The 22,694-nt window shown below is 68.7% G+C and carries 23 protein-coding genes; 21 read left to right on the forward strand and 2 right to left on the reverse strand.

The features are described 5' to 3' along the window. Positions 1-35: 35 nt before the first annotated feature. The 21 genes from rfbB to WDZ95_RS21535 all read left to right on the forward strand — a co-directional run bounded on the left by rfbB (position 36) and on the right by WDZ95_RS21535 (position 20,432). On the forward strand, positions 36-1,100 hold the full coding sequence (gene rfbB / locus WDZ95_RS21435; protein WP_425781512.1) for a dTDP-glucose 4,6-dehydratase: 1,065 nt from the start codon (positions 36-38) through the stop codon (positions 1,098-1,100). Beyond that, complete coding sequence (gene rfbD / locus WDZ95_RS21440) at positions 1,097-1,993, forward strand: dTDP-4-dehydrorhamnose reductase (protein WP_425781514.1); 897 nt, start codon at positions 1,097-1,099, stop codon at positions 1,991-1,993. Before rfbB ends, rfbD begins: the two co-directional genes overlap by 4 nt. Beyond that, positions 1,990-2,895 (forward strand): glucose-1-phosphate thymidylyltransferase RfbA, encoded by a 906-nt coding sequence (gene rfbA / locus WDZ95_RS21445; RefSeq protein ID WP_287469817.1) that lies wholly within the window; start codon positions 1,990-1,992, stop codon positions 2,893-2,895. Before rfbD ends, rfbA begins: the two co-directional genes overlap by 4 nt. Continuing rightward, entirely contained in the window at positions 2,892-3,452 is a 561-nt protein-coding gene (gene rfbC / locus WDZ95_RS21450; protein ID WP_425781516.1) for a dTDP-4-dehydrorhamnose 3,5-epimerase, read from the forward strand. Before rfbA ends, rfbC begins: the two co-directional genes overlap by 4 nt. Then, on the forward strand, positions 3,449-3,916 hold the full coding sequence (locus tag WDZ95_RS21455) for a DapH/DapD/GlmU-related protein (protein WP_425781518.1): 468 nt from the start codon (positions 3,449-3,451) through the stop codon (positions 3,914-3,916). The genes rfbC and WDZ95_RS21455 overlap by 4 nt, the downstream gene beginning before the upstream one ends. After that, positions 3,913-4,347 (forward strand): sugar 3,4-ketoisomerase, encoded by a 435-nt coding sequence (locus tag WDZ95_RS21460; RefSeq protein ID WP_425781520.1) that lies wholly within the window; start codon positions 3,913-3,915, stop codon positions 4,345-4,347. The genes WDZ95_RS21455 and WDZ95_RS21460 overlap by 4 nt, the downstream gene beginning before the upstream one ends. Continuing rightward, positions 4,344-5,459, forward strand: coding sequence for a DegT/DnrJ/EryC1/StrS family aminotransferase (locus WDZ95_RS21465; protein ID WP_287469821.1), 1,116 nt, complete (start codon positions 4,344-4,346; stop codon positions 5,457-5,459). Before WDZ95_RS21460 ends, WDZ95_RS21465 begins: the two co-directional genes overlap by 4 nt. 78 nt (positions 5,460-5,537) lie before the next feature. Continuing rightward, positions 5,538-6,467 carry an FkbM family methyltransferase gene (locus WDZ95_RS21470; protein WP_425781522.1) on the forward strand — a complete coding sequence of 310 codons (930 nt, stop codon included), beginning with the start codon at positions 5,538-5,540 and terminating at the stop codon, positions 6,465-6,467. A 93-nt stretch (positions 6,468-6,560) separates the two neighbouring features. Next, entirely contained in the window at positions 6,561-8,060 is a 1,500-nt protein-coding gene (locus WDZ95_RS21475) for a hypothetical protein (RefSeq protein WP_425781524.1), read from the forward strand. Positions 8,061-8,189: 129 nt separating this feature from the next. Beyond that, the gene (locus WDZ95_RS21480; protein ID WP_425781526.1) at positions 8,190-9,866 is read left to right on the forward strand and encodes an ABC transporter ATP-binding protein; all 1,677 of its coding nucleotides are present in this window, start codon (positions 8,190-8,192) and stop codon (positions 9,864-9,866) included. Then, positions 9,863-10,735 (forward strand): hypothetical protein, encoded by an 873-nt coding sequence (locus WDZ95_RS21485; RefSeq protein ID WP_425781528.1) that lies wholly within the window; start codon positions 9,863-9,865, stop codon positions 10,733-10,735. Before WDZ95_RS21480 ends, WDZ95_RS21485 begins: the two co-directional genes overlap by 4 nt. After that, positions 10,735-11,757: a glycosyltransferase family 2 protein gene (locus WDZ95_RS21490; protein WP_425781530.1), complete on the forward strand. Its 1,023-nt coding sequence runs from the start codon at positions 10,735-10,737 to the stop codon at positions 11,755-11,757. The genes WDZ95_RS21485 and WDZ95_RS21490 overlap by 1 nt, the downstream gene beginning before the upstream one ends. A gap of 11 nt (positions 11,758-11,768) precedes the next feature. After that, positions 11,769-12,815: a polysaccharide biosynthesis protein gene (locus tag WDZ95_RS21495; RefSeq protein ID WP_287469826.1), complete on the forward strand. Its 1,047-nt coding sequence runs from the start codon at positions 11,769-11,771 to the stop codon at positions 12,813-12,815. Between the two features lies 1 nt (position 12,816). After that, positions 12,817-13,944 carry a UDP-2-acetamido-2,6-beta-L-arabino-hexul-4-ose reductase gene (gene wbjC / locus WDZ95_RS21500; protein ID WP_425781532.1) on the forward strand — a complete coding sequence of 376 codons (1,128 nt, stop codon included), beginning with the start codon at positions 12,817-12,819 and terminating at the stop codon, positions 13,942-13,944. 7 nt (positions 13,945-13,951) lie between these two features. Beyond that, positions 13,952-15,088 (forward strand): non-hydrolyzing UDP-N-acetylglucosamine 2-epimerase, encoded by a 1,137-nt coding sequence (gene wecB, locus WDZ95_RS21505; RefSeq protein WP_287469828.1) that lies wholly within the window; start codon positions 13,952-13,954, stop codon positions 15,086-15,088. A gap of 3 nt (positions 15,089-15,091) precedes the next feature. Then, entirely contained in the window at positions 15,092-16,333 is a 1,242-nt protein-coding gene (locus WDZ95_RS21510; protein ID WP_425781535.1) for a glycosyltransferase family 4 protein, read from the forward strand. Next, positions 16,330-16,851, forward strand: a complete 522-nt coding sequence (locus WDZ95_RS21515; protein WP_425781537.1) for an NAD-dependent epimerase/dehydratase family protein — start codon at positions 16,330-16,332, stop codon at positions 16,849-16,851. Before WDZ95_RS21510 ends, WDZ95_RS21515 begins: the two co-directional genes overlap by 4 nt. Then, entirely contained in the window at positions 16,848-17,276 is a 429-nt protein-coding gene (locus WDZ95_RS21520; RefSeq protein WP_425781539.1) for a hypothetical protein, read from the forward strand. The genes WDZ95_RS21515 and WDZ95_RS21520 overlap by 4 nt, the downstream gene beginning before the upstream one ends. Beyond that, positions 17,273-17,833 carry a sugar transferase gene (locus tag WDZ95_RS21525; protein ID WP_166229504.1) on the forward strand — a complete coding sequence of 187 codons (561 nt, stop codon included), beginning with the start codon at positions 17,273-17,275 and terminating at the stop codon, positions 17,831-17,833. The genes WDZ95_RS21520 and WDZ95_RS21525 overlap by 4 nt, the downstream gene beginning before the upstream one ends. Before the next feature lie 41 nt (positions 17,834-17,874). After that, positions 17,875-18,468: an acetyltransferase gene (locus tag WDZ95_RS21530; RefSeq protein ID WP_425781541.1), complete on the forward strand. Its 594-nt coding sequence runs from the start codon at positions 17,875-17,877 to the stop codon at positions 18,466-18,468. Next, positions 18,465-20,432, forward strand: a complete 1,968-nt coding sequence (locus WDZ95_RS21535; RefSeq protein ID WP_425781543.1) for a polysaccharide biosynthesis protein — start codon at positions 18,465-18,467, stop codon at positions 20,430-20,432. The genes WDZ95_RS21530 and WDZ95_RS21535 overlap by 4 nt, the downstream gene beginning before the upstream one ends. 215 nt (positions 20,433-20,647) lie before the next feature. Here WDZ95_RS21535 and WDZ95_RS21540 read toward each other — a convergent pair whose 3' ends face one another. Together WDZ95_RS21540 and WDZ95_RS21545 are read right to left on the reverse strand one after the other, a co-directional pair. After that, entirely contained in the window at positions 20,648-21,883 is a 1,236-nt protein-coding gene (locus WDZ95_RS21540) for an ATP-binding protein (RefSeq protein ID WP_425781545.1), read from the reverse strand. A 15-nt stretch (positions 21,884-21,898) separates the two neighbouring features. Then, on the reverse strand, positions 21,899-22,618 hold the full coding sequence (locus WDZ95_RS21545; protein ID WP_166229498.1) for a response regulator: 720 nt from the start codon (positions 22,616-22,618) through the stop codon (positions 21,899-21,901). Positions 22,619-22,694 lie beyond the last annotated feature (76 nt).

Here is a 22,694-nt window from a genome sequence, read left to right on the forward strand (position 1 = left end):
ACGGGCACACGACACCGCACAGAGAGGACACCTCCATGATTCTGGTCACCGGCGGCGCCGGCTTCATCGGCAGCAATTTCGTGCTGGACTGGCTCGCGCAAAGCGACGAGCCGGTGCTCAACCTCGACAAGCTCACCTACGCGGGCAACCGGCGCAACCTCGCCGCGCTCGAAGGCGATGCGCGCCACGTGTTCGTGCAGGGCGACATCGGCGACAGCGGCCTGGTGGCGCGCCTGCTGGCCGAGCACCGGCCGCGCGCGGTGCTCAACTTCGCGGCCGAAAGCCACGTGGACCGCTCCATCCACGGCGCCGAAGACTTCGTGCAGACCAACATCGTGGGCACCTTCCGCCTGCTCGAAGCGGTGCGCGGCCACTGGCTCGACCTGCCCGAGGCCGAGCGCGCGGCCTTTCGCTTCCTGCACGTGAGCACCGACGAGGTCTACGGCAGCCTGGCGCCCGACGCCCCCGCCTTCACCGAACAGCACGCCTACGAGCCCAACAGCCCCTACAGCGCGAGCAAGGCCGCCAGCGACCACCTGGTGCGCGCCTGGCACCACACGCACGGCCTGCCGGTGCTCACCACCAACTGCAGCAACAACTACGGGCCGTTCCATTTCCCCGAGAAGCTGATCCCGCTGATGATCGTCAACGCGCTCGCGGGCAAGCCGCTGCCGGTGTACGGCGACGGCCTGCAGGTGCGCGACTGGCTCTACGTGGGCGACCACTGCAGCGCGATCCGCCGCGTGCTCGAGGCCGGCCGCGTGGGCGAAACCTACAACGTGGGCGGCTGGAACGAGAAGCCCAACATCGAGATCGTGCACACCATCTGCGCGCTGCTCGACGAGCTGCGCCCGCGCGCCGACGGCCTGTCGTACGCCACGCAGATCACGCATGTGAAGGACCGCCCCGGTCACGACCGCCGCTACGCGATCGACGCGCGCAAGATCGAACGCGAGCTGGGCTGGCGCCCCGCCGAGACCTTCGAGACCGGCATCCGCAAGACCGTGCGGTGGTACCTGGACCACGCCGACTGGGTGGCCGAGGTGCAGAGCGGCGCCTACCGTGCGTGGGTGGACACGCAATACCAGGGGGCGGTTTGAGGCTGCTGCTGCTCGGCGCCAACGGCCAGGTGGGCTGGGAGCTGCAGCGCAGCCTCGCGCCGCTGGGTGAGCTGGTGGCGCTCGACCACGACACGCCCGAGCCGGCCGATTTCAGCCGGCCCGAATCGCTCGCGGCCCTGGTGGACCGCGTGGCCCCCGACGTGGTCGTGAACGCCGCCGCGCACACCGCGGTGGACAAGGCCGAGAGCGAGCCCGCGCTCGCGCACACGCTCAACGCCACCGCGCCCGGCGTGCTCGCGCGCGCGGCGGCCGCGCGCGGCGCGCTGTTCGTGCACTACTCGACCGACTACGTGTTCGACGGCAGCGGCCACCAGCCGCGCGCCGAAGACGCGCCCACCGCGCCACTGAGCGTGTACGGCCGCACCAAGCTCGCGGGCGAGCAGGCGGTGCGCGAGAGCGGCGCGCGACACCTGATCCTGCGCACCAGCTGGGTCTATGCGGCGCGCGGCCAGAACTTTCCCAAGACCATGCTGCGGCTGGCGCAGCAGCGGCCCGAGCTGCGCGTGATCGACGACCAGGTGGGCGCGCCCACGGGCGCCGAGCTGCTCGCCGACGTGACCGCCCACGCGCTGCGCCGCCTGCGCGCCGAGGCGGCGCTCGCGGGCACCTACCACGTGGCCGCGGCGGGCGAGACCAGCTGGCACGGGCTGGCGCGCTTCGCGATCGACACCGCGCGTGCGCTGCGGCCCGAGCTGCCCTGGCAGGTCGAACGCATCGAGCCCATCCCCACGCGCGACTACCCCACGCCAGCGCAGCGCCCGCTCAATTCCCGGCTCGACACCGGCCGGCTGCAGGCCGCGTTCGGGCTGCGGCTGCCGCCCTGGGAGCACGGGGTGCGTCGTATGCTCGCGGAAATCCTCACCGCACCATGACGACCATGCAACGCAAGGGCATCATCCTCGCCGGCGGCTCGGGCACACGCCTGCACCCGGCCACGCTGGCCATCAGCAAGCAGCTGCTGCCGGTGTACGACAAGCCCATGATCTATTACCCGCTGAGCACGCTGATGCTCGCGGGCATCCGCGAGGTGCTGGTGATCAGCACGCCGCAGGACACGCCGCGCTTCCAGCAGCTGCTGGGCGACGGCAGCGCCTGGGGCATGCACCTGCAGTACGCGGTGCAGCCCAGCCCCGACGGTCTGGCCCAGGCCTTCATCATCGGCGCCGACTTCGTGGGCCAGGGCCCGAGCGCGCTGGTGCTGGGCGACAACATCTACTACGGGCACGATTTCGCGAGCCTGCTGCGCCAGGCCGACCAGCAGCCCCAGGGCGCCACCGTGTTCGCCTACCACGTGACCGACCCCGAGCGCTACGGCGTGGTGGCCTTCGACGCCCAGGGCAAGGCCACCAGCATCGAAGAAAAACCCGCGCAGCCCCAGAGCAGCTACGCCGTCACCGGCCTGTACTTCTACGACGCGCAGGTGGTCGACATCGCGAAGGCCGTGAAGCCGAGCGCGCGCGGCGAGCTCGAGATCACCGCGGTGAACCAGGCCTACCTGGAGCGCGGCCAGCTCAACGTGCAGATCCTGCAGCGCGGCTATGCCTGGCTCGACACGGGCACACACGACAGCCTGCTCGACGCGGGCCAGTTCATCGCCACGCTCGAACACCGGCAGGGGCTCAAGATCGCCTGCCCCGAAGAGATCGCCTGGCGCAACGGGTGGATCGGTGCGGAGCAGCTGCAACGGCTGGCGGAGCCGTTGAAGAAGAACGGGTATGGGCAGTACCTGCTGCGCCTGCTGAGCGACCGCGTGATCCGGGGGCCGGGCACGTGAGCGGCCACCTCAAGGTCACCCCGACCGCCATCCCCGACGTGCTGATCGTCGAGCCCCGGGTGTTCGGCGATGCGCGCGGGTTCTTCTTCGAAAGCTTCAACCAGCAGGCCTTTCGCGACGCCACCGGGCTCGACCTGAACTTCGTTCAGGACAACCACAGCCGCAGCGCCCGGGGCGTGCTGCGCGGCCTGCACTACCAGCTGCCGCCCCACGAGCAGGGCAAGCTGGTGCGCGTGGTGCGCGGCAGCGTGTTCGACGTGGCGGTGGACATCCGGCGCGGGTCGGCCACGTTCGGGCGGTGGGTAGGGGTGGAGCTCAGTGAGGAGAACCAGCGCCAGGTCTGGATCCCGCCCGGCTTCGCCCACGGCTTCATGGTCACGAGCGACAGTGCCGACTTCCTCTACAAGACCACGGCGTACTACGCGCCGGCGCATGAGCGCTGCATCGTCTGGAACGACGCGCGGCTGAGCATCGAGTGGCCATTGACCGACGCCCCCAGCCTGTCCGCGAAGGACGCGTCGGGCACCGCTTTCGATCGCGCGGAGGTGTTCGCTTGAGCGCCCGGATCCATCCCAGCGCCGACGTGGCGAGCGAGGCCATCGGCCCCGGCACGCGCATCTGGCAGTTCGTGGTCGTCCTGGCCGGCGCGCGGATCGGCCAGGACTGCAACGTGTGCTCGCACTGCTTCATCGAGAACGATGTGGTGATCGGTGATCGCGTCACCATCAAGAGCGGCGTGCAGTTGTGGGATGGCCTGAGGGTGGGCGATGACGTGTTCATCGGCCCCAACGCCACCTTCACGAACGACAAGCACCCCCGCAGCCGCAACACCGGTTTCGTGCAACTCACGACCGTGATCGAAAGAGGCGCCTCCATCGGCGCCGGCGCGGTGCTGTTGCCCGGCATCCGGATCGGCGAGAACGCCGTGGTGGCCGCCGGCGCCGTGGTCACGCGGGACGTACCCGCCAACACCTGCGTGGTCGGCAACCCGGCCCGCGTGATGAACAGAGAGCCCTCATGAGCGGAACGCAGCCGCAGTTCGGCGTGGACCAGTGCCGCATCGTCGAACTGCCCAAGATCTCGGACCCCCGCGGCAACCTCACCTTCATCGAGGGCAGGCGCCACGTGCCCTTCGATTTCCAGCGCATGTACTACCTCTATGACGTGCCGGGCGGCGCGGAGCGGGGCGGCCACGCGCACAAGGCCCTGCACCAGCTCATCATCGCGATGTCCGGAAGCTTCGATGTGCTGCTGGACGACGGCCGCAACAAGAAGCAGTTCCACCTCAACCGCTCGTATTACGGCCTGTACGTGTGCCCGCTCATCTGGCGCGAACTCAACAACTTTTCGTCGGGCTCGGTCTGCGTCGTGCTCGCCTCGAACACCTACGACGAGGCGGACTATTACCGCGACTACGGCGAGTTTCTGCAGGCGATCGGGAGTCAACCGTGAACGTGCCCTTTCTTGATTTGAAGTCCACCTACCTCGAGCTGCAGCCCGAGATCGACGAGGCCGTGCAGCGGGTGCTTCACAGCGGCAGCTACATCGGGGGCGCCGAGGTGGAGGCCTTCGAGAACGCGTTCGCGGGCTTCTGCGGCGCACGCCATGTGGTGGGGGTCGCCAACGGGCTCGACGCGCTCAAGCTGGCCTTGCTGGCGCTCGACGTGGGACCCGGCGACGAGGTCATCGTGCCGAGCCACACGTTCATCGCCACCTGGCTGGCGGTCAGCCAGTGCGGCGCGACGCCGGTGCCGGTGGAGCCGGCCGCTGACGGGTTCAACATCGACCCGCAGCGGGTGGCGGCCCGCATCACCCCGAAGACCAAGGGCATCATTCCCGTGCACCTGTATGGCGAGCCGGCCGATCTCGACCCCCTGATCGACATTGCCGAGCGCCACGGCCTTTTTGTGCTCGAAGACGCGGCACAGGCGCATGGCGCCGTCTACCGCGGTCGCCGCATCGGGTCGCACGGGCATGCCGTGGCCTGGAGCTTCTACCCCGGAAAAAACCTGGGGGCGTTCGGCGACGGCGGCGCCGTGTCGACGCAGGACGAGGCGCTGGCGCGCCGTATCCGCATGCTGGGCAACTACGGCTCGCGCACCAAGTACGTCAACGACAGCATCGGCTACAACAGCCGCCTCGACCCGCTGCAGGCGGCCATCCTGCGCGCCAAGCTGCCGCGCCTCGACGAATGGAACGCACGCCGCCACGCCATCGCCGAACGGTATGAGCAGGCTTTCGGCGCGCTGCTGCCCACGCCCGCCCTCCCGTCAGAGCGCCAGGGTCACGCGTGGCACCTGTACGTCATTCGCCATCCCGATCGCGACCGCTTGCAACAGCAGCTCTCGGACGCCGGGGTCACGACACTCATCCACTACCCGCGCCCCCCTCACCTGCAAGCGGCGTACGCGCCCTTGGGGCTCGGCGCGGGCAGCTTCCCGTTGGCCGAGCAGTACGCCGCCACGGTGCTCAGCCTGCCCATCGGCCCGCACCTGAGCGCCGCCCAGGTCGATCACGTCATCGAGGCGGTCACCGGCGTCCTGACAGCCATGCCCCAGGCATAGCCCGCCCGGTTCAGACCTTCGCCCCGCCGCACGCCCACGAACGGCGCAACGCCCCATCGACACCCAGGGACATCACCCATGCCGGATCCCAACGCCCGCACCGCTTCGCACGACAACCGCCAACAGGTCAAGCAGCTGTTGATCGAGCAACTCGAACAGCATGTCCAGCGAAACACCGGCAACCGCCTGCAGCGGACCTTGCGCGCACCGCTGATGCTGCCGATGTCCAAGGCGCTGGAGAAGTACTGCCGCATGACCGGCTCGACGCGACAGCTTCAGGCGCGCCTCTTCTGGGGCGAGCGCATGAATGTGGTCTTCCCCGAAATCGTGTCGTGTTTCCTGTATCGATACGGCTTCTTCGAGCCCGACCTGACCCGCATCGTCATCGATTCCGTCCATCCGGGCGACGTGGTGTTCGACATCGGCACGCACTTCGGCTACTACAGCCTGCTGGCCTCGCACCTGGTGGGTCCGCAGGGCCAGGTGCACAGCTTCGAGCCCACCCGACACACGCATGAAGTGGTGCGCTCCAACGTGAGCGGCAAGGGCAACGTCAAGCTGACCAATGCCGCGGCCTGGTCGGAAACCACGGAGCTGAAGTTCAAGGACTACGGCATGACCATGTCGGCCTTCAACTCGCTCTACGAGGCCAAACTCGACGACGCCGTGGCCCGGACGCTGCAGCCCACCGAGTACACCGTGGCCGCCATCAGCATCGACGAGTACGTCGATGCACATCGGGTGAAGCCGACCTTCATCAAGATCGACGCGGAGAACGCCGAGCACGACATCCTGCTCGGCATGAAGCGCACCCTGAACGACATGCGTCCCCTCGTGACCCTCGAGGTCGGCGACGTCAAGGCCGGCAACTACAAGGACAGCGCATCGGCCGTGCGCCTGTTGATCCAGCACGGCTACCGCGCCAAGGAATGGAAAGACGGCCGCCTTCGCGACCATGCACCGACCAGCTCCTACCTGCACGCCAACCTGCTGTTCGTGCCCGAATAAGCACGCCTTGCAGACGATCGGCCTGGCGGGCAGCTGGCGCACGGCTGCCGGGGCCGACACATCTGCAGCACGCCCCTTTCAATTCACAACATATTGCGTCGTCGGCTGGCGACCCCTCGCGGTCTTGCCGCCGAAGCGCGGGCATCGAAAGGCCCTGATCCGCTCGATCCGAGCTACCCTCCCAAGATGACTGTCCAGCAGAGCGTTCCTCAAGCCATCACGACCTCGACCCCGAGCCATTCGCTGCCTCTGCTGTGGGGGCCTTGCATCGTCACCCTGCTGTACCTGGGCGGCTCTTTGCTGCTCTTCAAATTCGGGCCTGTCGACTGGCCGGTGCGCAACGGGGGCGAGCTCTGGGCGTTCAATGCGCTCTACCTGTCGATGTTTCTCGCCGGCTATGCGGTCGCGTTGGTCCTGAGGAAGCGGTGGGCCGCTGACACCCCCTCCGCATCGTCTCGCGCTTTCACGGCGCGCTTTTTCTGGCCCATCTGGCTTTGCGCGGCCCTGGTGGTCCTGATCGGCCACCGCAACCTGACCCTGGGCCCCAGCTACCTGCCGACCACCTTGTTCTCCGACTTCGTGGACGGCCTGGTCGACCCATTGGGCGCCTACCTGTACAAGCTGAGCGACGAGGCCAAAGGCAACTTCGCGGGCAACCCGGCGCTCACGCTGCTGTTCGGCGTGCTGGCCTTCTCCAAGCTGGTGCTGGTGCACATGCTGGTGGCCGGCTGGCCCGCGCTGTCGCGGCTGAAGAAGCTGCTGGGGTGCCTGGTTGCCCTGTTTCCGATCGCCTCCGGCGTCTGCGTGGGCACGAACAAGCCGGTGTTCGACGTGGCGTTCATGTTCGCGGCCATTCTGGCCGCGAACGTGTTCATGGCGCCGTCAGGCGGCCGGCTGGCGTTCATCGGCTCACGCCGGGCGCTGATCGCGCTGACCGCCGGTGTTTTTGTGTTCGCGGGTGCGTACTTCCAGCACACCATGAACGCCCGGGCGCCGGGGCTGGGGTACGCCGAGAGCCTGTCGTCGACCGCCGGGGTCGTGCGTCTCAAGCCGGGATTCCAGTCGTACTGCGAGAACGCAGACGAATGGACGGCCAAAGGCTGCCACCTCGCCTCCATCGGGTCGATCTACCTGACCCAGGGCTATTACGGCATGTCGCTGTCCCTGGACATCCCGCACGAGACCACGTATGGCCTCGGGCATTCCAAGTTCATCCTGGACACCCTGAAGAAGTACCTGGGCATCGATCTGGCGCCCAGAACCTTTCAGCACAAGATTCACGGCCAATGGAGCGCCACCGGGCAATGGCACTCCGCTTACAGCCAATGGGCCAACGACGTCGGATTTGCCGGTGTGGGGCTGGTGATGCTGGCATTGGGCTTCTACGCGTGCGCCATCTGGATCTCGGCCCTGGCAACGCACAATGCAGCCGCCGTGTGCAGCATTCCGCTGCTGGCCACGCTGATCATCTTCATTCCGGCCAACAACCAAGTGTTCAACCTGTTTGAATCGCTGGCGACCTTCATCGTATTGTTCCTTGCCTGGGTGGCCAGCCTGGCCATCCGGCCGCGGGCGCGCCTGCGCGCGAGCTGATCCCGACGCCGTCCCCCACCGCGCATGTCTCAACCCGCCTCCACGCTCGTCCACCGCCTCTGGGCCCACCTCGCCCCAAGGCGGCGAAGCCAGATCGCCATTGCGCTGCTGCTGTCCACGGCCACCTCGGTGCTCGAGATCGCCAGCATCAGTGCCCTGCTGCCCTTGCTCAGCGCGCTGATCAACCCGAAGCAGCTGGTCGGACTTCCGCTGATCGGCGGCCTGCTCGACCTCGTCAACGCCCGCTCCGACGCCCAGATCCTGGCCTTCACCTGCCTCCTGTTCTGCTGCCTGGCGGTCGTGGCAGGCGCGGCCCGCTTTGCCCTGACGGTGATCCTGGCCAGGCTCAGCTATGCCATCGGTTCGGACTTCGCTTTGGGCATCTACGTGCGCGCGATCCGGCGCCCCTTCATCGAACAGCTGAAATCCAACAGCAGCGACGTCATTTCCGCGGTGTCCATCAAGTCGGAGATCGTGGTCCGCCAGTTCCTCTTTCCGATCCTCACCATCGCGAGTTCCGGGGTGCTGGCGGTGGCCATCGTGGCCTTGCTCTTCGTCGCCAGCCCGGTCGTCACGATCGCCTCGTCGGCGTCCTTCGGTCTGCTGTACCTGGGCGTGCACCTGATGACCCGCGAGCGGCTGCGCCGCTCGGGCGCCACGGTCGATGCCGAGACCAACAACATCGTCAAGAAGGTCCAGGAAGGGCTGGGGTCGGTCAGAGACATCATCCTCGACGGCAGCCACAAGCTCTACGAGCGCGATTTCGTCCACTCCGACAGCCCGCTCAGGCGCGCCAGAGCCGATATCCAGATCATCAGCCAGGTGCCGCGGTACGTGATCGAGGCCGGCGGCCTGGTGTTCTTCGGCGCGCTCGCTTATGTCCTCGCGTCCAGGGGCGTGCTGTCCGAATCGCTCCCCGGGCTGGGCGTGCTCGCACTGGGCCTTCAGCGGCTGCTGCCCACGCTGCAACAGGCCTACGCGGCCTGGGCCTGCATCCAGGGTGCCCAGCATGCCGTGGCATCGACGCTCGAATTCATGGACCTGGACCTGCCGGCCGACGACAACACGGCCCGTCCGATGTCCTTCCAGCACGCGATCGACATCGACGCGGTGCGCTTCTCTTACGGCGAGGGCACCCGCTCCATCCTGAACGGCATCAGCTTCCAGATCCGCAAGGGTACCCGCCTGGGCATCGTGGGCAAGACCGGCAGCGGCAAATCGACCTTGCTCGACATCGTGATGGGCCTGCTGGCGCCCACCGGGGGCGCCGTGCGCGTCGACGGCGTGGAGATCGACTTCCGCCAACCCGGGGGGTGGCACAAGCTGGTGGCCCACGTGCCGCAAACCATCTTCATCGCCGACGCGTCGATCGGCGAGAACATCGCCCTGGGGGTCGATCGAAAGCTGATCGACGTCGAACGCGTGCGCCGGTGCGCCGAGCAGGCCCAGCTCGGGGACTTCCTGGAGCAGCTTCCGCAGGGCCTGGACACCGTGGTGGGCGAGCGGGGGGCCTGGTTGTCGGGCGGTCAGCGCCAGCGCATCGGCATCGCCCGCGCGCTCTACAAATCGGCCACCGTGATCGTGCTCGACGAAGCCACCAGCGCGCTCGACGAAAGCACCGAATCGGCGGTCATGCAGAGCATCGAGACCTTGGGCGACGACATCACGATCGTCATGGTGGCCCACAAGATGGCGTCCCTGCGCTCTTGCGATCAGATCATCGAGCTCCGCGACGGGGCGATTCATCGCGTCGGGCGCTTCCAGGACTTTGCCGACGAACCTGTCCTTGCCGACAAAGCGCCATGACGACCGAACCCTCAACGAGCCAGTCCGAACGGTGCGTGGTCGTGGTCAACAGCTGCGACGCCTACGCCGATGTCTGGCCGCTCTTTTTCGCGGCCTTCAAGGACCGCTGGCCGCACTGCCCCTTCCCGCTGGTGGTCAATACCGAATCGCTCGACGCCGCCGCACCGGGGCTTCGCGTGAGCAGCCACGTGATGGCGCCCCATGAGCGGTCGTCGCCGTGGGGCGCTCGATTGCTGTCGACGCTGAAAGACCAGTCGTCCGAGTACGTGCTGATGTTGTTCGACGACTTCGTGCTCGAAGAACCGGTGGACGGCGAGGCCATCGATCGCTGCCTCGGATGGATGGATGCCGATCCGTCCATCTCGGTCTTCTACCTCTCCCATGTGCCCGGTGCCGCGCGTCCGCAGAGCACCTACCCGGGTTTCGAGGCGATCCCGCGCCTGACCAACTACCGGCTCAATTCGGCCCCGGCCCTGTGGCGCCGCCAGCACCTGATCGAGCTCACCCGGGAAGACGACAACCCCTGGATCTGGGAGCTGTTCGGCACGAGCCGAACCTTCCTGCACCGCGGTCGTTACTTCTGCGCGCGGCCCGGTCAAGAAACCGTTTACCGCTACAACTACACCATGGGTGGTGCGATCTACCGGGGCAAATGGGTGCCCCAGGTGGCCGGTCCGCTGATCGAGCGCTATGGCCTGGGCATCGATATGCGCGTGCGGGGCATCACAGGCGAGCGGGGCGCCCCGCGAACGCTGAGCGAAAAGTTGCGCATGCTCGCACAGGGCTTTCGGGCCTCGGGCCTGCTGGCGCCGGTCATCGTCTGGCTGTTGCTGCTCACCAAACTGCGCGCGCGCAAAGGACAAGCCTGATGGACTTCACCTTTGTCGTGATCACCTACAACCACGAGGCCTATGTGCTCGAGCACCTCGAGAGCATTGCCTTCCAGATCCGCGAGCACGGCCAGGGCTGCACCTTCCAGCTGATCGTCGCCGACGACGCGTCCAAGGACCAGACCATCCCGCTGGTGCGGCATTGGCTGAACCAGCACGGCGACCTGTTCGCCGACGTGCAGATCCACACGCAGGCGACCAACCAGGGCACCTGCCACAACTACACGAAGGTCTGGTCGCACGTGCGTGGCGACCTATGCAAGCTCACGGCCGGCGACGACGTGTACTCCTGCGAGAACCTGCTCGCCGAGTGGCGGCGCCTGCGGGACCACGACATGTCATCGGGCTATCCGCTGCACCTGATCGACGGCCACCTCAGCTGGCCCACGTTCTTCAACCTGAACATGGTGGCGAGCAACCGCATCTACGGTCGCGGTGATTACATGAAGCGATTGCTGGGCATCAGCTTCAACCACACGCCCAGCATCATGTTCTCCACCCGGGTGCTGCGCGACGACGCCATCCGGGACTTCGTGCGCGGGTTCGCCGTGACCGAGGACTACCCCATGCACGTGAAGATGGCCGAGCGATTTGCCCCGCTGTCGTTCGCGCAGTCGCCGCTCGTGCACATCTACTACCGGCGCACGGCGGGCTCTACTTACCTGGTGCGCAGCGCTTCGTTCGACAAGGACAAGCTGGCGATCTTCGCCTACCTCAGGGACCACGTGGCACGGGGCGTGGAGCGCGTGCTCATGCGCAACCGCATGTTCTGCTACCGGCTGCGCTCGCCCTGGGCGCGGCGGCTGCTGAACCTCAATTACCTGGTTTATGCCGCGCGTCTGGCCCTGAACGGGCTGGGTGTCTGGCGCGACTACGCCCAGCTCAAGCCCGAGCTCGAGAAGCACCGACGCCACTACCAGACCCTTCGCTCCCGGGCGGACGCGCAGCGCGCCGCGTTCGCGCAGGCCAGCGAAGGCGCGGCCCCCACCCCTCTCGTGTAGGAAAATTCAGCATGTCCTTCTCTTCGAAATGCCTTCTGATCACGGGCGGAACCGGCTCGTTCGGCAATGCGGTGCTCCGGCGCGCGCTGCACACCGACATCGCGGAAATCCGCATCTTCAGCCGAGACGAAAAAAAGCAGGACGACCTGCGCAAGCGCTACGACAACCCCAAGCTGCGCTTCTACATCGGTGATGTGCGCGACCGGGGCAGCCTGCAGCAGGCCATGCGGGGCGTCGACTACGTGTTCCACGCGGCGGCGCTCAAGCAGGTGCCCTCCTGCGAATTTCACCCCATGCAGGCGGTGCTCACCAACGTGCTGGGTACGGAGAACGTGCTGTCGGCCGCCATCGACGCCGGGGTCCGGCGCGTGGTCTGCCTGAGCACCGACAAGGCGGTGTACCCCATCAACGCCATGGGCATCAGCAAGGCCATGATGGAGAAGGTGATGGTGGCCACGAGCCGCAACCTCGAGGGCACACCCACGGTGATCTGCGGCACCCGCTACGGCAACGTCATGGCCTCGCGCGGCTCGGTGATCCCGCTGTTCGTCGACCAGATGCTCGCGGGCCAGCCGATCACCATCACCGACCCGGCCATGACGCGCTTCATGATGACGCTCGACGATGCCGTGGACCTGGTGCTGTACGCCTTCGAGCACGGGCAGAACGGCGACATCTTCGTGCAGAAGGCGCCGGCCGCCACCGTGGAAACGCTGGCCAAGGCCCTGGGTGAACTGCTCGGCAAGCCCGGGCACCCGATCCGCGTCATCGGCAGCCGCCACGGCGAAAAGCTCTACGAGGCCCTGCTGAGCAAGGAAGAAATGGCCCACGCCGAAGACCGCGGCGACTACTACCGCGTGCCGCCCGACGGGCGCGACCTCAACTACGCGAAGTACGTCGACCAGGGCGAGGCCAAGCTCACGCAGGCCCTGCATGCCGAGGAATACCACTCCCACAACACGCAGCGTCTGGACGTCGAAGGCATGAAACGCCTGCTGCTCAAGCTCGATTTCCTGCAGCGCATCCTGCGCGGCGAGAACGCCCGGGCGGAGGACTGACGTGCACATCCTCATCACCGGCGCCGACGGCTTCATCGGACGCAACCTGCGCCTTCGGATTTCGGAGCGGGCCGGCTGGACCGTGACACCCTGGACCCGCCACAGCGCGCCCGATGGCCTGCAGAACGCCATCGAGCAGGCCGACGTGGTGATCCACCTCGCGGGCGTGAACCGCCCCAAGGAGGTCAGCGAGTTTCAAACCGGCAACGTCGACTTCACCGTCCGCCTCTGCGACACCCTGGCGCAGGTGGCGTCGGCATCGAATCACCGGCCGCGGCTGATTCACACCTCGTCCACCCAGGCCGAACGCGGCAACCCGTACGGCGAGTCGAAGAAGGCCGCCGAAGCGGCCATGCAGTCCCTGGCCCGTGCGCACGGCCACGCCCTGCACGTGTTTCGCCTGCCCAACGTGTTCGGCAAATGGTGCCGCCCGCACTACAACTCGGCGGTCGCCACGTTCTGCCACCAGATCGCCCGCGGACTGCCCATCGAGATCCACGACCCCGGTGCGGCACTGCAGCTGATCCACGTGGACGACGTGATCGACCGGTTCCTGGCGCTGGTCGATGGCGCCGCCGCCCAGCCGGACGCCGCCGGCTTCGAAACCGCCGGGCCGGTGTACAGCACGACGGTGGGAGCGGTCGCCGACACCCTCCGCGGTTTTCGCGACAGCCGCGACACCGGCGTGATCGGCACGGTGGGCCACGGCCTCGGCCGGGCCCTGTATGCGACCTACGTGAGCTACCTCCCCGTGGAGGCGTTCGACTACCCGCTGGTGCGCCACGAAGACCCGCGCGGCGTGTTCGTCGAAATGCTCAAGACCCGGGACAGCGGCCAGTTCTCTTACTTCACGGCCCATCCGGGGGTCACGCGGGGCGGCCACTACCACCACGCCAAGACCGAGAAGTTCCTGGTGATTCAGGGAAAGGCCTGCTTTCGCTTTCGCCACATGCTCAGCGGCGAGACGCACGAGATCCACACCACGGCCGAGTCGCCGCGCGTGGTGGAGACCGTGCCTGGCTGGACGCACGACATCACCAACACCGGCGAAAGCCTGATGGTGGTCATGCTGTGGGCCAATGAAATCTTCGACCGGAACCGACCGGACACCATCTCGGCAGCCTTGTGAGACCGATGTGAAAAAACTCCATGTCATGACCATCGTGGGCACGCGCCCCGAGATCATCCGCCTGTCCCGCGTGATGGCGCGCCTCGACGAGCACTGCCAGCACCAGATCGTCCACACCGGACAGAACTACGACTACGAACTGAACCAGATCTTTTTCGACGATCTGGGCATTCGCAAGCCGGACCACTTCCTGGAGGCCGCCGGCGGTACCGCGGCCGAGACCATCGGCAACATCATCGGCCGCGTCGATGCGCTGCTGGCGCAACACAAACCCGACGCGGTGCTGGTGCTGGGCGACACCAACAGCTGCCTGGCCGTGATTCCCGCCAAGCGGCGCAAGATCCCCATCTTCCACATGGAAGCCGGCAACCGCTGCTTCGACATGCGCGTGCCCGAGGAGATCAACCGCCGCATCGTCGACCACACGGCCGACGTCAACCTGACCTACAGCGACATCGCCCGCGAGTACCTCCTGCGCGAAGGCCTGCCGCCCGATCTGGTCATCAAGACCGGCAGCCCCATGGCCGAGGTGCTCGCGCACTACCGGCCGGGCATCGATGCGTCCGACGTGCTGGAGCGGCTGGGCCTGCAGCCCGGCGGCTACTTCCTGGTGAGCGCCCACCGCGAGGAAAACGTCGACAGCGACGCGCGCTTCGAGGCCCTGGTGGGCCTGCTCAACGGCGTGGCCAGGCAATACGGCCTGCCGGTGGTGGTGTCCACGCACCCACGCACCCAGAAGCGCGTGGACGCCACCGGCGCCCGCTTCGAGCCCGAGGTGCGTCTGCTCAAGCCGCTGGGCTTCTCCGACTACAACAAGCTGCAGATGAACGCCAAGGCCGTGCTGTCGGACAGCGGCACGATCTCCGAGGAGTCGTCCATCCTCAACTTCCCGGCCCTCAACATCCGCGAAGCGCACGAGCGCCCGGAAGGCATGGAAGAGGCGGCCGTCATGATGGTGGGGCAATCGCTGGAGCGCGCCCTGCAGGCCCTGGCCATCCTCGAGCAGCAACCACGGGGTGCACAGCGCCTGCTGCGCCAGGTGGCCGACTACAGCATGCCCAACGTGTCCGACAAGGTGCTGCGCATCGTGCACAGCTACACCGACTACGTGAACCGCGTGGTCTGGAAACGTTACAGCGGCTGAACCTTGAACATCCTGGTGGTGAGCCAGTACTTCTGGCCCGAGAACTTCCGCATCAACGACCTGGTGCAGGAATGGCTGAAGCGCGGCCACGCGGTGACCGTGCTGACCGGCAAGCCGAACTACCCGGATGGCAAGACCTTCGACACCTACAGGGCCGACCCGTCGGCGTTTGCGCACTTCGAAGGGGCCGCTGTGCACAGGGTCCCCATGCTGGCCCGCGGCACCGGCGCCCTGCGCCTGATGCTCAACTACGCGAGCTTCGTGGCCGGCGCCTGCACCACAGGGCCCTGGAAGCTGCGCCGCGTGCGGCCCGACGTCATCTTCGTGTTCGAGCCATCGCCGGTGACGGTCGGGCTGCCCGCCGTGCTGCTGGGGCGCCTCAAGCGCTGCCCGGTGGTGTTCTGGGCCCTGGACCTGTGGCCCGAGACGCTGGCTGCGGTCGGCGTGGTCCGCAACCCGCGGCTGCTGGCTGGGGTGGCGCGCCTCGTGCGCTTCATCTACGACCGCTGCACGCTGGTGCTGGGCCAGTCCCGCGCTTTCCTGCCCAGCATCGCGCAGCATTGCAGCGACCCGTCCAAGGTGCGCTATTTCCCCAGCTGGGCCGAAGCCGTTTTTTCGGCGGCGCCCGACCAGCCCGCGCCCGAGGTTGCCGCCGACGCCGCTGCCTTCAGCGTTCTGTTCGCGGGCAATGTCGGCGACGCACAAGACTTTCCCGCCATCCTGGACGCGGCCGAGCGCTTGAAGCACCGGCGCGACATCCGCTGGTTGATCGTGGGTGACGGTCGACGTTCGGCCTGGCTGCAGGAACAGGTGCGTGAACGGGGGTTGGGCGAGCGGGTGCTGCTGCTGGGCCGCTTCCCGGTGGAGCGCATGCCGTCCTTTTACGAACATGCCGACGCCCTGCTGGTCAGCCTCAGGAAAGATCCCACGTTCAGCATGACCATACCGGGCAAGGTGCAGTCGTACCTCGCGGCCGGCAAGCCGTTGCTCGGCATGCTGGATGGCGAGGGCGCCGATGTGATCCGGCGTGCCGGGGCCGGCCTGGCCTGCCCGGCGGGCGACGCGGGCGCACTGGCCGATGCGGTGCAGCGGCTCGCTGCCATGCCCCCCGATGAACGCCGCGCCATGGGCGATCGCGGCCGCGCCTTCGCCCTTCGCGAGTTCGACCGCGGCACACTCATGGACCGGATGAACGACCTGCTCGAGGAGGCGCGCGCCTTGTACCACCCGAAAGGCCAGGCATGACTTGCGTCGTCACCGGCAGCACCGGGTTTGTCGGCCGGGCGCTGATCGAACGCCTCGCCGCCGAGCAGCGACCGCTGCGGCCGATCGTGCGCCGCCCGGCGGATGCCGTGCACGCCTCCTCCCACGTGATCGATGCGCCCTGGAGCCAGGCCGATTGGGGCACTGCCCTGCGGGGCGCGAGCGCCGTCGTCCACCTCGCCGCCCGCGTCCACGTCATGAACGAGCACGCGGCCGACCCCCTGGCCGCGTTCCGCGACGTCAACACCGCAGGCACCTTGCGGCTGGCGCGCCAGGCCGCCGAGGCTGGCGTGCGCCGCTTCGTGTTCGTGAGCTCCATCAAGGTCAACGGCGAACACACGGTGGCCGGCAGTCCGTTCCGCGCGAACGATGCCCCCCGGCCCGAGGATCCATATGGCATCTCCAAACGCGAAGCGGAAGACGGCCTGCGCGCGCTCGCGGCCGCCAGCGGCATGGAAGTCGCCATCGTTCGCCCCCCTTGGTCTACGGCCCGGGCGTGAAGGCCAACTTCGCCGCGCTCATGCGCGCCGTGCAACGCGGTCTGCCGCTGCCGTTCGGGGCCGTCACGGCCAACCGCCGCAGCTTCGTCGCCCTCGACAACCTCGTCGACCTGCTGATCACCTGCATCGACCACCCCGCAGCCGCCAACCGGACCTTGCTGGTGAGCGATGGCGAAGACCTTTCCACCGCCGATCTGCTGCGCCGCCTGGGCCGCGCGATGAACCGGCCTGCACGGCTGCTCCCGGTGCCGCCGGTGCTGCTGCAGGCCGGCGCCGCCCTGCTGGGCAAACGCGACATGGCCCAGCGCCTGCTGGGCAACCTGCAGGTCGACATCACCCACACCCGCGACACGCTCGGCTGGACACCGCCCCTGTCCGTGGACGAAGGTCTGCGCCGTGCCGTGGCCGGGCTGCAAACCCCATGAAGCGCCTGTTCGACCTCGCCCTGGCCGTGCCCGCCGCCCTGCTCCTGCTCGTGCCCATCGCGCTCGTGGCGCTGGCCGTGCGCCTCACCTCGCCGGGCCCCGCGCTCTACTGGAGCGACCGCGTGGGCCGCCACAACCGCCTCTTTCGCATGCCCAAGTTCCGCAGCATGCGCACCGACACGCCCGCCGTGGCCACGCACCTGCTCGAAGACCCCCGGCGCTGGCTCACGCCCATCGGCCCCTTCCTGCGCAAGAGCAGCCTCGACGAGCTGCCCCAGCTCTGGAGCATCCTCAAGGGCGACATGAGCTTCGTCGGCCCGCGGCCCGCGCTGTTCAACCAGCACGACCTCATCGCGCTGCGCACCGAGGCCGGCGTGCACGAACTCGTGCCCGGGCTCACGGGCTGGGCCCAGGTCAACGGCCGCGACGAGCTGCCGATCCCGCAGAAGGTGGCGCTCGACGCCGAGTACCTGCGCCGGCGAAGCCTGGGCTTCGACCTGCGCATACTCTGGCTGACCGCCATCAAGGTGCTGCGCCGCGAGGGCGTGCAACACTGAAGGGCCGCATGGCATCGGCATTCCCGGGGAGACAAGAACACGTGAGCAACACCGCACAGACACCCACGCCGCTGGTCATCGTCGGCGCCGGCGGGCACGGGCGCAGCGTGAGCGAGCTCGTGCAACTGGCCGGCACGCACACGGTGGCGGGCTTTCTGGACGACCAGCTGCCGCCCGGCACCGAGGTGCTGGGCGTGCCCGTGTGGGGCGGCACGGCCGAACTGCCGCGGCTGCCCGAGCGCGGCGTCACCGCGGTGCACGTGGCCATCGGCCACAACCCCACGCGCGCCGCGCTGCTGGCGCGCGTCCGCGAGGCCGGCCTGCAGGCCGCTACCCTGGTGCACCCCCGCGCCTGTGTATCGCCCAGTGCCCGCCTGGGCACGGGCTGCGTGGTCATGGCACTGGCCGTGATCGGCACCGAAGCGCAGCTCGGCGATGGCGTCATCGTCAACGTCGGCGTGGTGGTCGACCACCACGCGCGCGTCGGCGACCACGGCCACCTGGGCGCCAACGCCACCATGGCCGGGGGCACCTCGATCGGCGCGCGCGCCTGGCTGCAGGCCGGCAGCGCTCTCGGCTACCACACCCACCTGCCCGACGACACCGTCGTCGCCCCCGGGGAGGGCCGCCCATGAGGCCCATGCACCCCGAGTCCGGCAACGACGACGACAGCCTGGCGAGCACGCTGCTCGCCATCCCGCGCCCGGCCAAGCGCGCGCTTGCCGTCGCCGTCGACATGGCCTTGTGCGTGCTCGCCGTCTGGATCGCGCTCTACCTGCGCCTGGAGGTCTGGCTGCGCCTGGAGCCGCCTTATCTCTGGCCCGCCATCGGCGCGGTGCTGATCGCAATCCCGCTGTTCGTGCGCTTCGGCCTGTACCGCGCCATCTTCCGTTACGCGGGCTGGAACGCCACGCTCTCGCTGGGCCAGGCCATGGCCTTGTACGGCCTGCTCTACGCCACGGTGTTCACCGTGTTCGGCGTGCCCGGCGTGCCGCGCTCGGTGGGCATCATCCAGCCGCTGCTGCTGTTCATGTTCGTCGCGCTCAGCCGCCTGTTCGTGCGGGTGTGGCTGGGGGGGCTCTACCGCCACCTGCTTGCGCGCCGCACCCTGCCGGGCGTGCTGATCTACGGCGCCGGCAGCGCGGGCCGCCAGCTCGCGGCCGCGCTGCTGCGCAGCCCCCAGCACCGCCTGATCGGCTTCATCGACGACGATCCCGCGCTGCAGGGCAACAGCCTGGACGGCCGCACCGTCTACCCGCCGCAACGCCTGGCCGAACTCGTGCAGACCATCGGCGCCACCGACGTGCTGCTGGCCCTGCCCTCGGCCACGCCCCAGCGGCGCCGCGCCATTCTCGAAACGCTGCGCGGCCTGCCGCTGCACGTGCGCACCCTGCCGGGCGTGTCCGATCTGGCCTCGGGCAAGACCGACCTGAGCGACCTGCGCGAGCTCGACATCGAAGACCTGCTGGGCCGCGAGCCTGTGGCGCCGGACCCGGCGTTGCTCGAACGCCTGATCCGCGACCGCGTGGTGGCCGTGACCGGCGCGGGCGGCAGCATCGGCAGCGAGCTGTGCCGCCAGATCGTCGCGCTGCGCCCGCGCACGCTGCTGCTCATCGACCAGAGCGAGTACGCGCTCTACGCCATCCACCAGGAGCTGCAGCGCCACGCCGACGGCGACGCGGTCGAGATCGTGCCGCTGCTCGCCTCGGTGCAGGACGAGGCCCGCATGGTGCAGATCCTGGGCGCCTGGCACCCGCACACGCTCTACCACGCCGCGGCCTACAAGCACGTGCCCCTGGTGGAGCACAACGCGGTGCAGGGCCTGCGCAACAACGTCTGGGGCACCTGGGTCACCGCGCGCGCGGCGCTGGCCGCGGGCGTGCGCCACTTCGTGCTGATCAGCACCGACAAGGCGGTGCGCCCCACCAACATCATGGGCGCGAGCAAACGCCTGGCCGAGCTCGTGCTGCAAGCCCTGGCCGAGCGCCACGCCGAGCAGACGCGCTTCAGCATGGTGCGCTTCGGCAACGTGCTGGGCTCGAGCGGCTCGGTGGTGCCGCTGTTTCGCCAGCAGATCGCCGCGGGCGGGCCCATCACGCTCACCCACCCCGACATCACGCGCTTCTTCATGACCATTCCCGAGGCCGCGCAGCTCGTGATCCAGGCCGGCGCCATGGCCGAGGGCGGCGACGTGTTCGTGCTCGACATGGGCGAGCCCGTGCGCATCATGGACCTGGCCATGCGCATGGTCGAGCTCTCGGGCCTGCAGGTGAAAAGCCCCGAACAGCCCGGCGGGCAGATCGAGATCCAGGTCACGGGCCTGCGCCCCGGCGAGAAGCTCTACGAAGAGCTGCTGATCGGCGACGACCCGCAGCCCACGCCGCACGCGCGCATCTGGCGCGCGCGCGAGGTGCGGCTCGAACACGACGAGCTCATGGCCCTGCTGGCCCAGCTCGACCGCACCCTGCTCGCCAACGACGTGCCCGGCCTGCGCGCGCTGCTGCAGCGCGCCGTGCACGGCTACCAGCCCGCGGGTGAGGTGGTGGACTGGCTGCACACCACGCCCGGCGAGGGCCAGAGCCGGCCCGCGCCGCTGTGAGCGGCAAAAAAAAGCCACCTCGCGGTGGCTTTCTCAAGTCCTTGGAAGGACGTCGTTGGGAGACCTGATCATCCCCGGACGCCGCTGAAGAGCGCCTCAATGGCTGGCTGGCCCCGGCAACGGGGCTGTTGTGACAGCAACACAGGGATTTTCCCTGGCCGGGGCGTCCAGTGCCATCCCCCAGCTGGGGGAACCCCTAGGGGGTATGACGCCGGTCAGGCCGGCAGGGCCACGACGAAGCGCGCGCCCCCGCCGGGCCGGTCCTCGCAATGCACGCTGCCGCCGTGGCGCTCGACGATGGTGCGCACCAGCGACAGACCCAGGCCCACGCCGCCCTCGCGCTCGCTCGCGCCGGGCAGGCGGTAGAAGGGCTCGAAGATGCGCTCGCGCAGGTCTGCGGGCACACCCGGGCCGCGGTCGTCCACGGTGAGCAGCACCTGGTGCTGCGCCGCATCGCGCCGCAGGCCCAGGCTCACCTCGGCCTCGCCCGCGCCGGCCCGGCCGTACCGGCGCGCGTTCTCGAGCAGGTTGCGCACCACGCGGCGCAGCAGCCGCGCGTGGCCCTGCACCACCACGTGGCCCACGTCGGGTGCGACGTCGAGGTCGGCGTCCAGGCGCGCGCACTCCTCGGCCGCCAGCCCCAGCAGGTCCACGTCTTCCTGCGGACCGAAGGCCACCGGGTCGGCCGCGTCGCGCAGGTCGAGCCGGCTCGCCAGCAGGATCTCGTCGATCAGCTGGTCGAGCTCGTCGATGCTGCGCGCGATCTCGGCGCGCTGGGCCGCGTGCGCGGGGTCGTTGCCGATCAGCGCCAGCCCCATGCGGATGCGCGCCAGCGGCGATCGCAGCTCGTGCGAGGCGTTGGCCAGCAGCCGCTTGTGCGCCTGCAGCAGCGACTGCACGCGCTCGGCGGCCGCGTTGAAGCGCTCGGCCAGGAAGGCCACCTCGTCCTCGCCGCTCACCGGCATGCGCGAGGAGAGATCGCCGGTGCCCCAGCGCTCCACGCCCTTCTGCAGGAACTCGAGCCGCTTGGTCAGGCGCCGCACGATGGGGTAGGCGCCCAGGGCCACCGCGAAGGCCACCAGACCCAGCAGCCAGGCAAAGCCCGCGGGCGTGAGCAGCCAGGCCGGCGCGCGGCTGCCCGGGTTGGTGGGCGCACCGCGGTTGGAGAAGGGCAGCAGCACGTAGACCTTGTCGCCGTCCTTCATCACCACCTCGAAGCGCCAGCCCTCGCCGGGCAGGCGCTCGGCGCGCGCTGGCGCATCGCCGAGCACGTCGCCCGCGGTGTTCTGCACCACGATGGTCCGCATCACGCGTGCCTCGCGCTCCTCGCGGTCGCTCTCCAGCGCCTGCTGCCAGAGCCAGCCCACCACCAGCGTGAGCACCGTCACCGCAGCCACCACCGCCAGCCAGATGCGCAGGTACAGGCGTTGGGCGAAGACGGGAATGCTCATCGGACGCGGTCGCCCCTAGTCCTGCTGCTTGGCGAACACGTAACCCACGCCGCGCACCGTGAGGATGCGCTTGGGGTTCTTGCTGTCCACCTCGATCGCACTGCGGATGCGGCCGATGTGCACGTCGATCGAGCGGTCGAAGGCCTCGAGCTCGCGGCCGCGCACCGCCTCCATGATCTGGTCGCGCGTGAGCACGCGGCCCGCGCGCTCGGCCATGGCCACCAGCAGGTCGAACTGGTACGAGGTGAGTTCGGCCGGCTGCTCGGCGACCGTCACGGTGCGGCCATCGCGGTCGATCTCGAGCGAGCCGAAGCGCAGCACCGGCGTGGTGCGCGACGCGCCCGCCGGGCCGCCCTCGGCGCGGCGGCGCAGCACCGCGCGCACGCGCGCAAGCAGCTCGCGCGGCTCGAAGGGCTTGGGCAGGTAGTCGTCGGCGCCGAGCTCCAGGCCGATGATGCGGTCCATGGGATCGCCCTTGGCGGTGAGCATGAGCACCGGCACGCGCGCCTGCTCGTTGCTCAGCGCGCGGATGCGCCGGCACACCTCCAGGCCGTCGATGCCGGGCATCATCAGGTCGAGGATGACCAGATCGGGTTGCACCAGCGGCAGCTGCGACAGGCCTTGTTCGCCGTCGGGGGCGTGCGTCACTTCGAAGCCCGACTGCCCCAGGTACTCCTGCACCATGTGGGCCAGCCGCGCATCGTCTTCGATCATCAGGAGTCGGTGGGGCGTCATGCGGATCAGTGTAGCCACGGGGTTGCGCGGGCGCGGGCGCCGCGCGCAGTATCGCGATGCTGACCAGTGGCGGTGT

The organism is Hydrogenophaga sp. T2, from assembly GCF_049843535.1.
In the GTDB taxonomy this organism is placed as follows: domain Bacteria; phylum Pseudomonadota; class Gammaproteobacteria; order Burkholderiales; family Burkholderiaceae_C; genus Hydrogenophaga; species Hydrogenophaga crocea.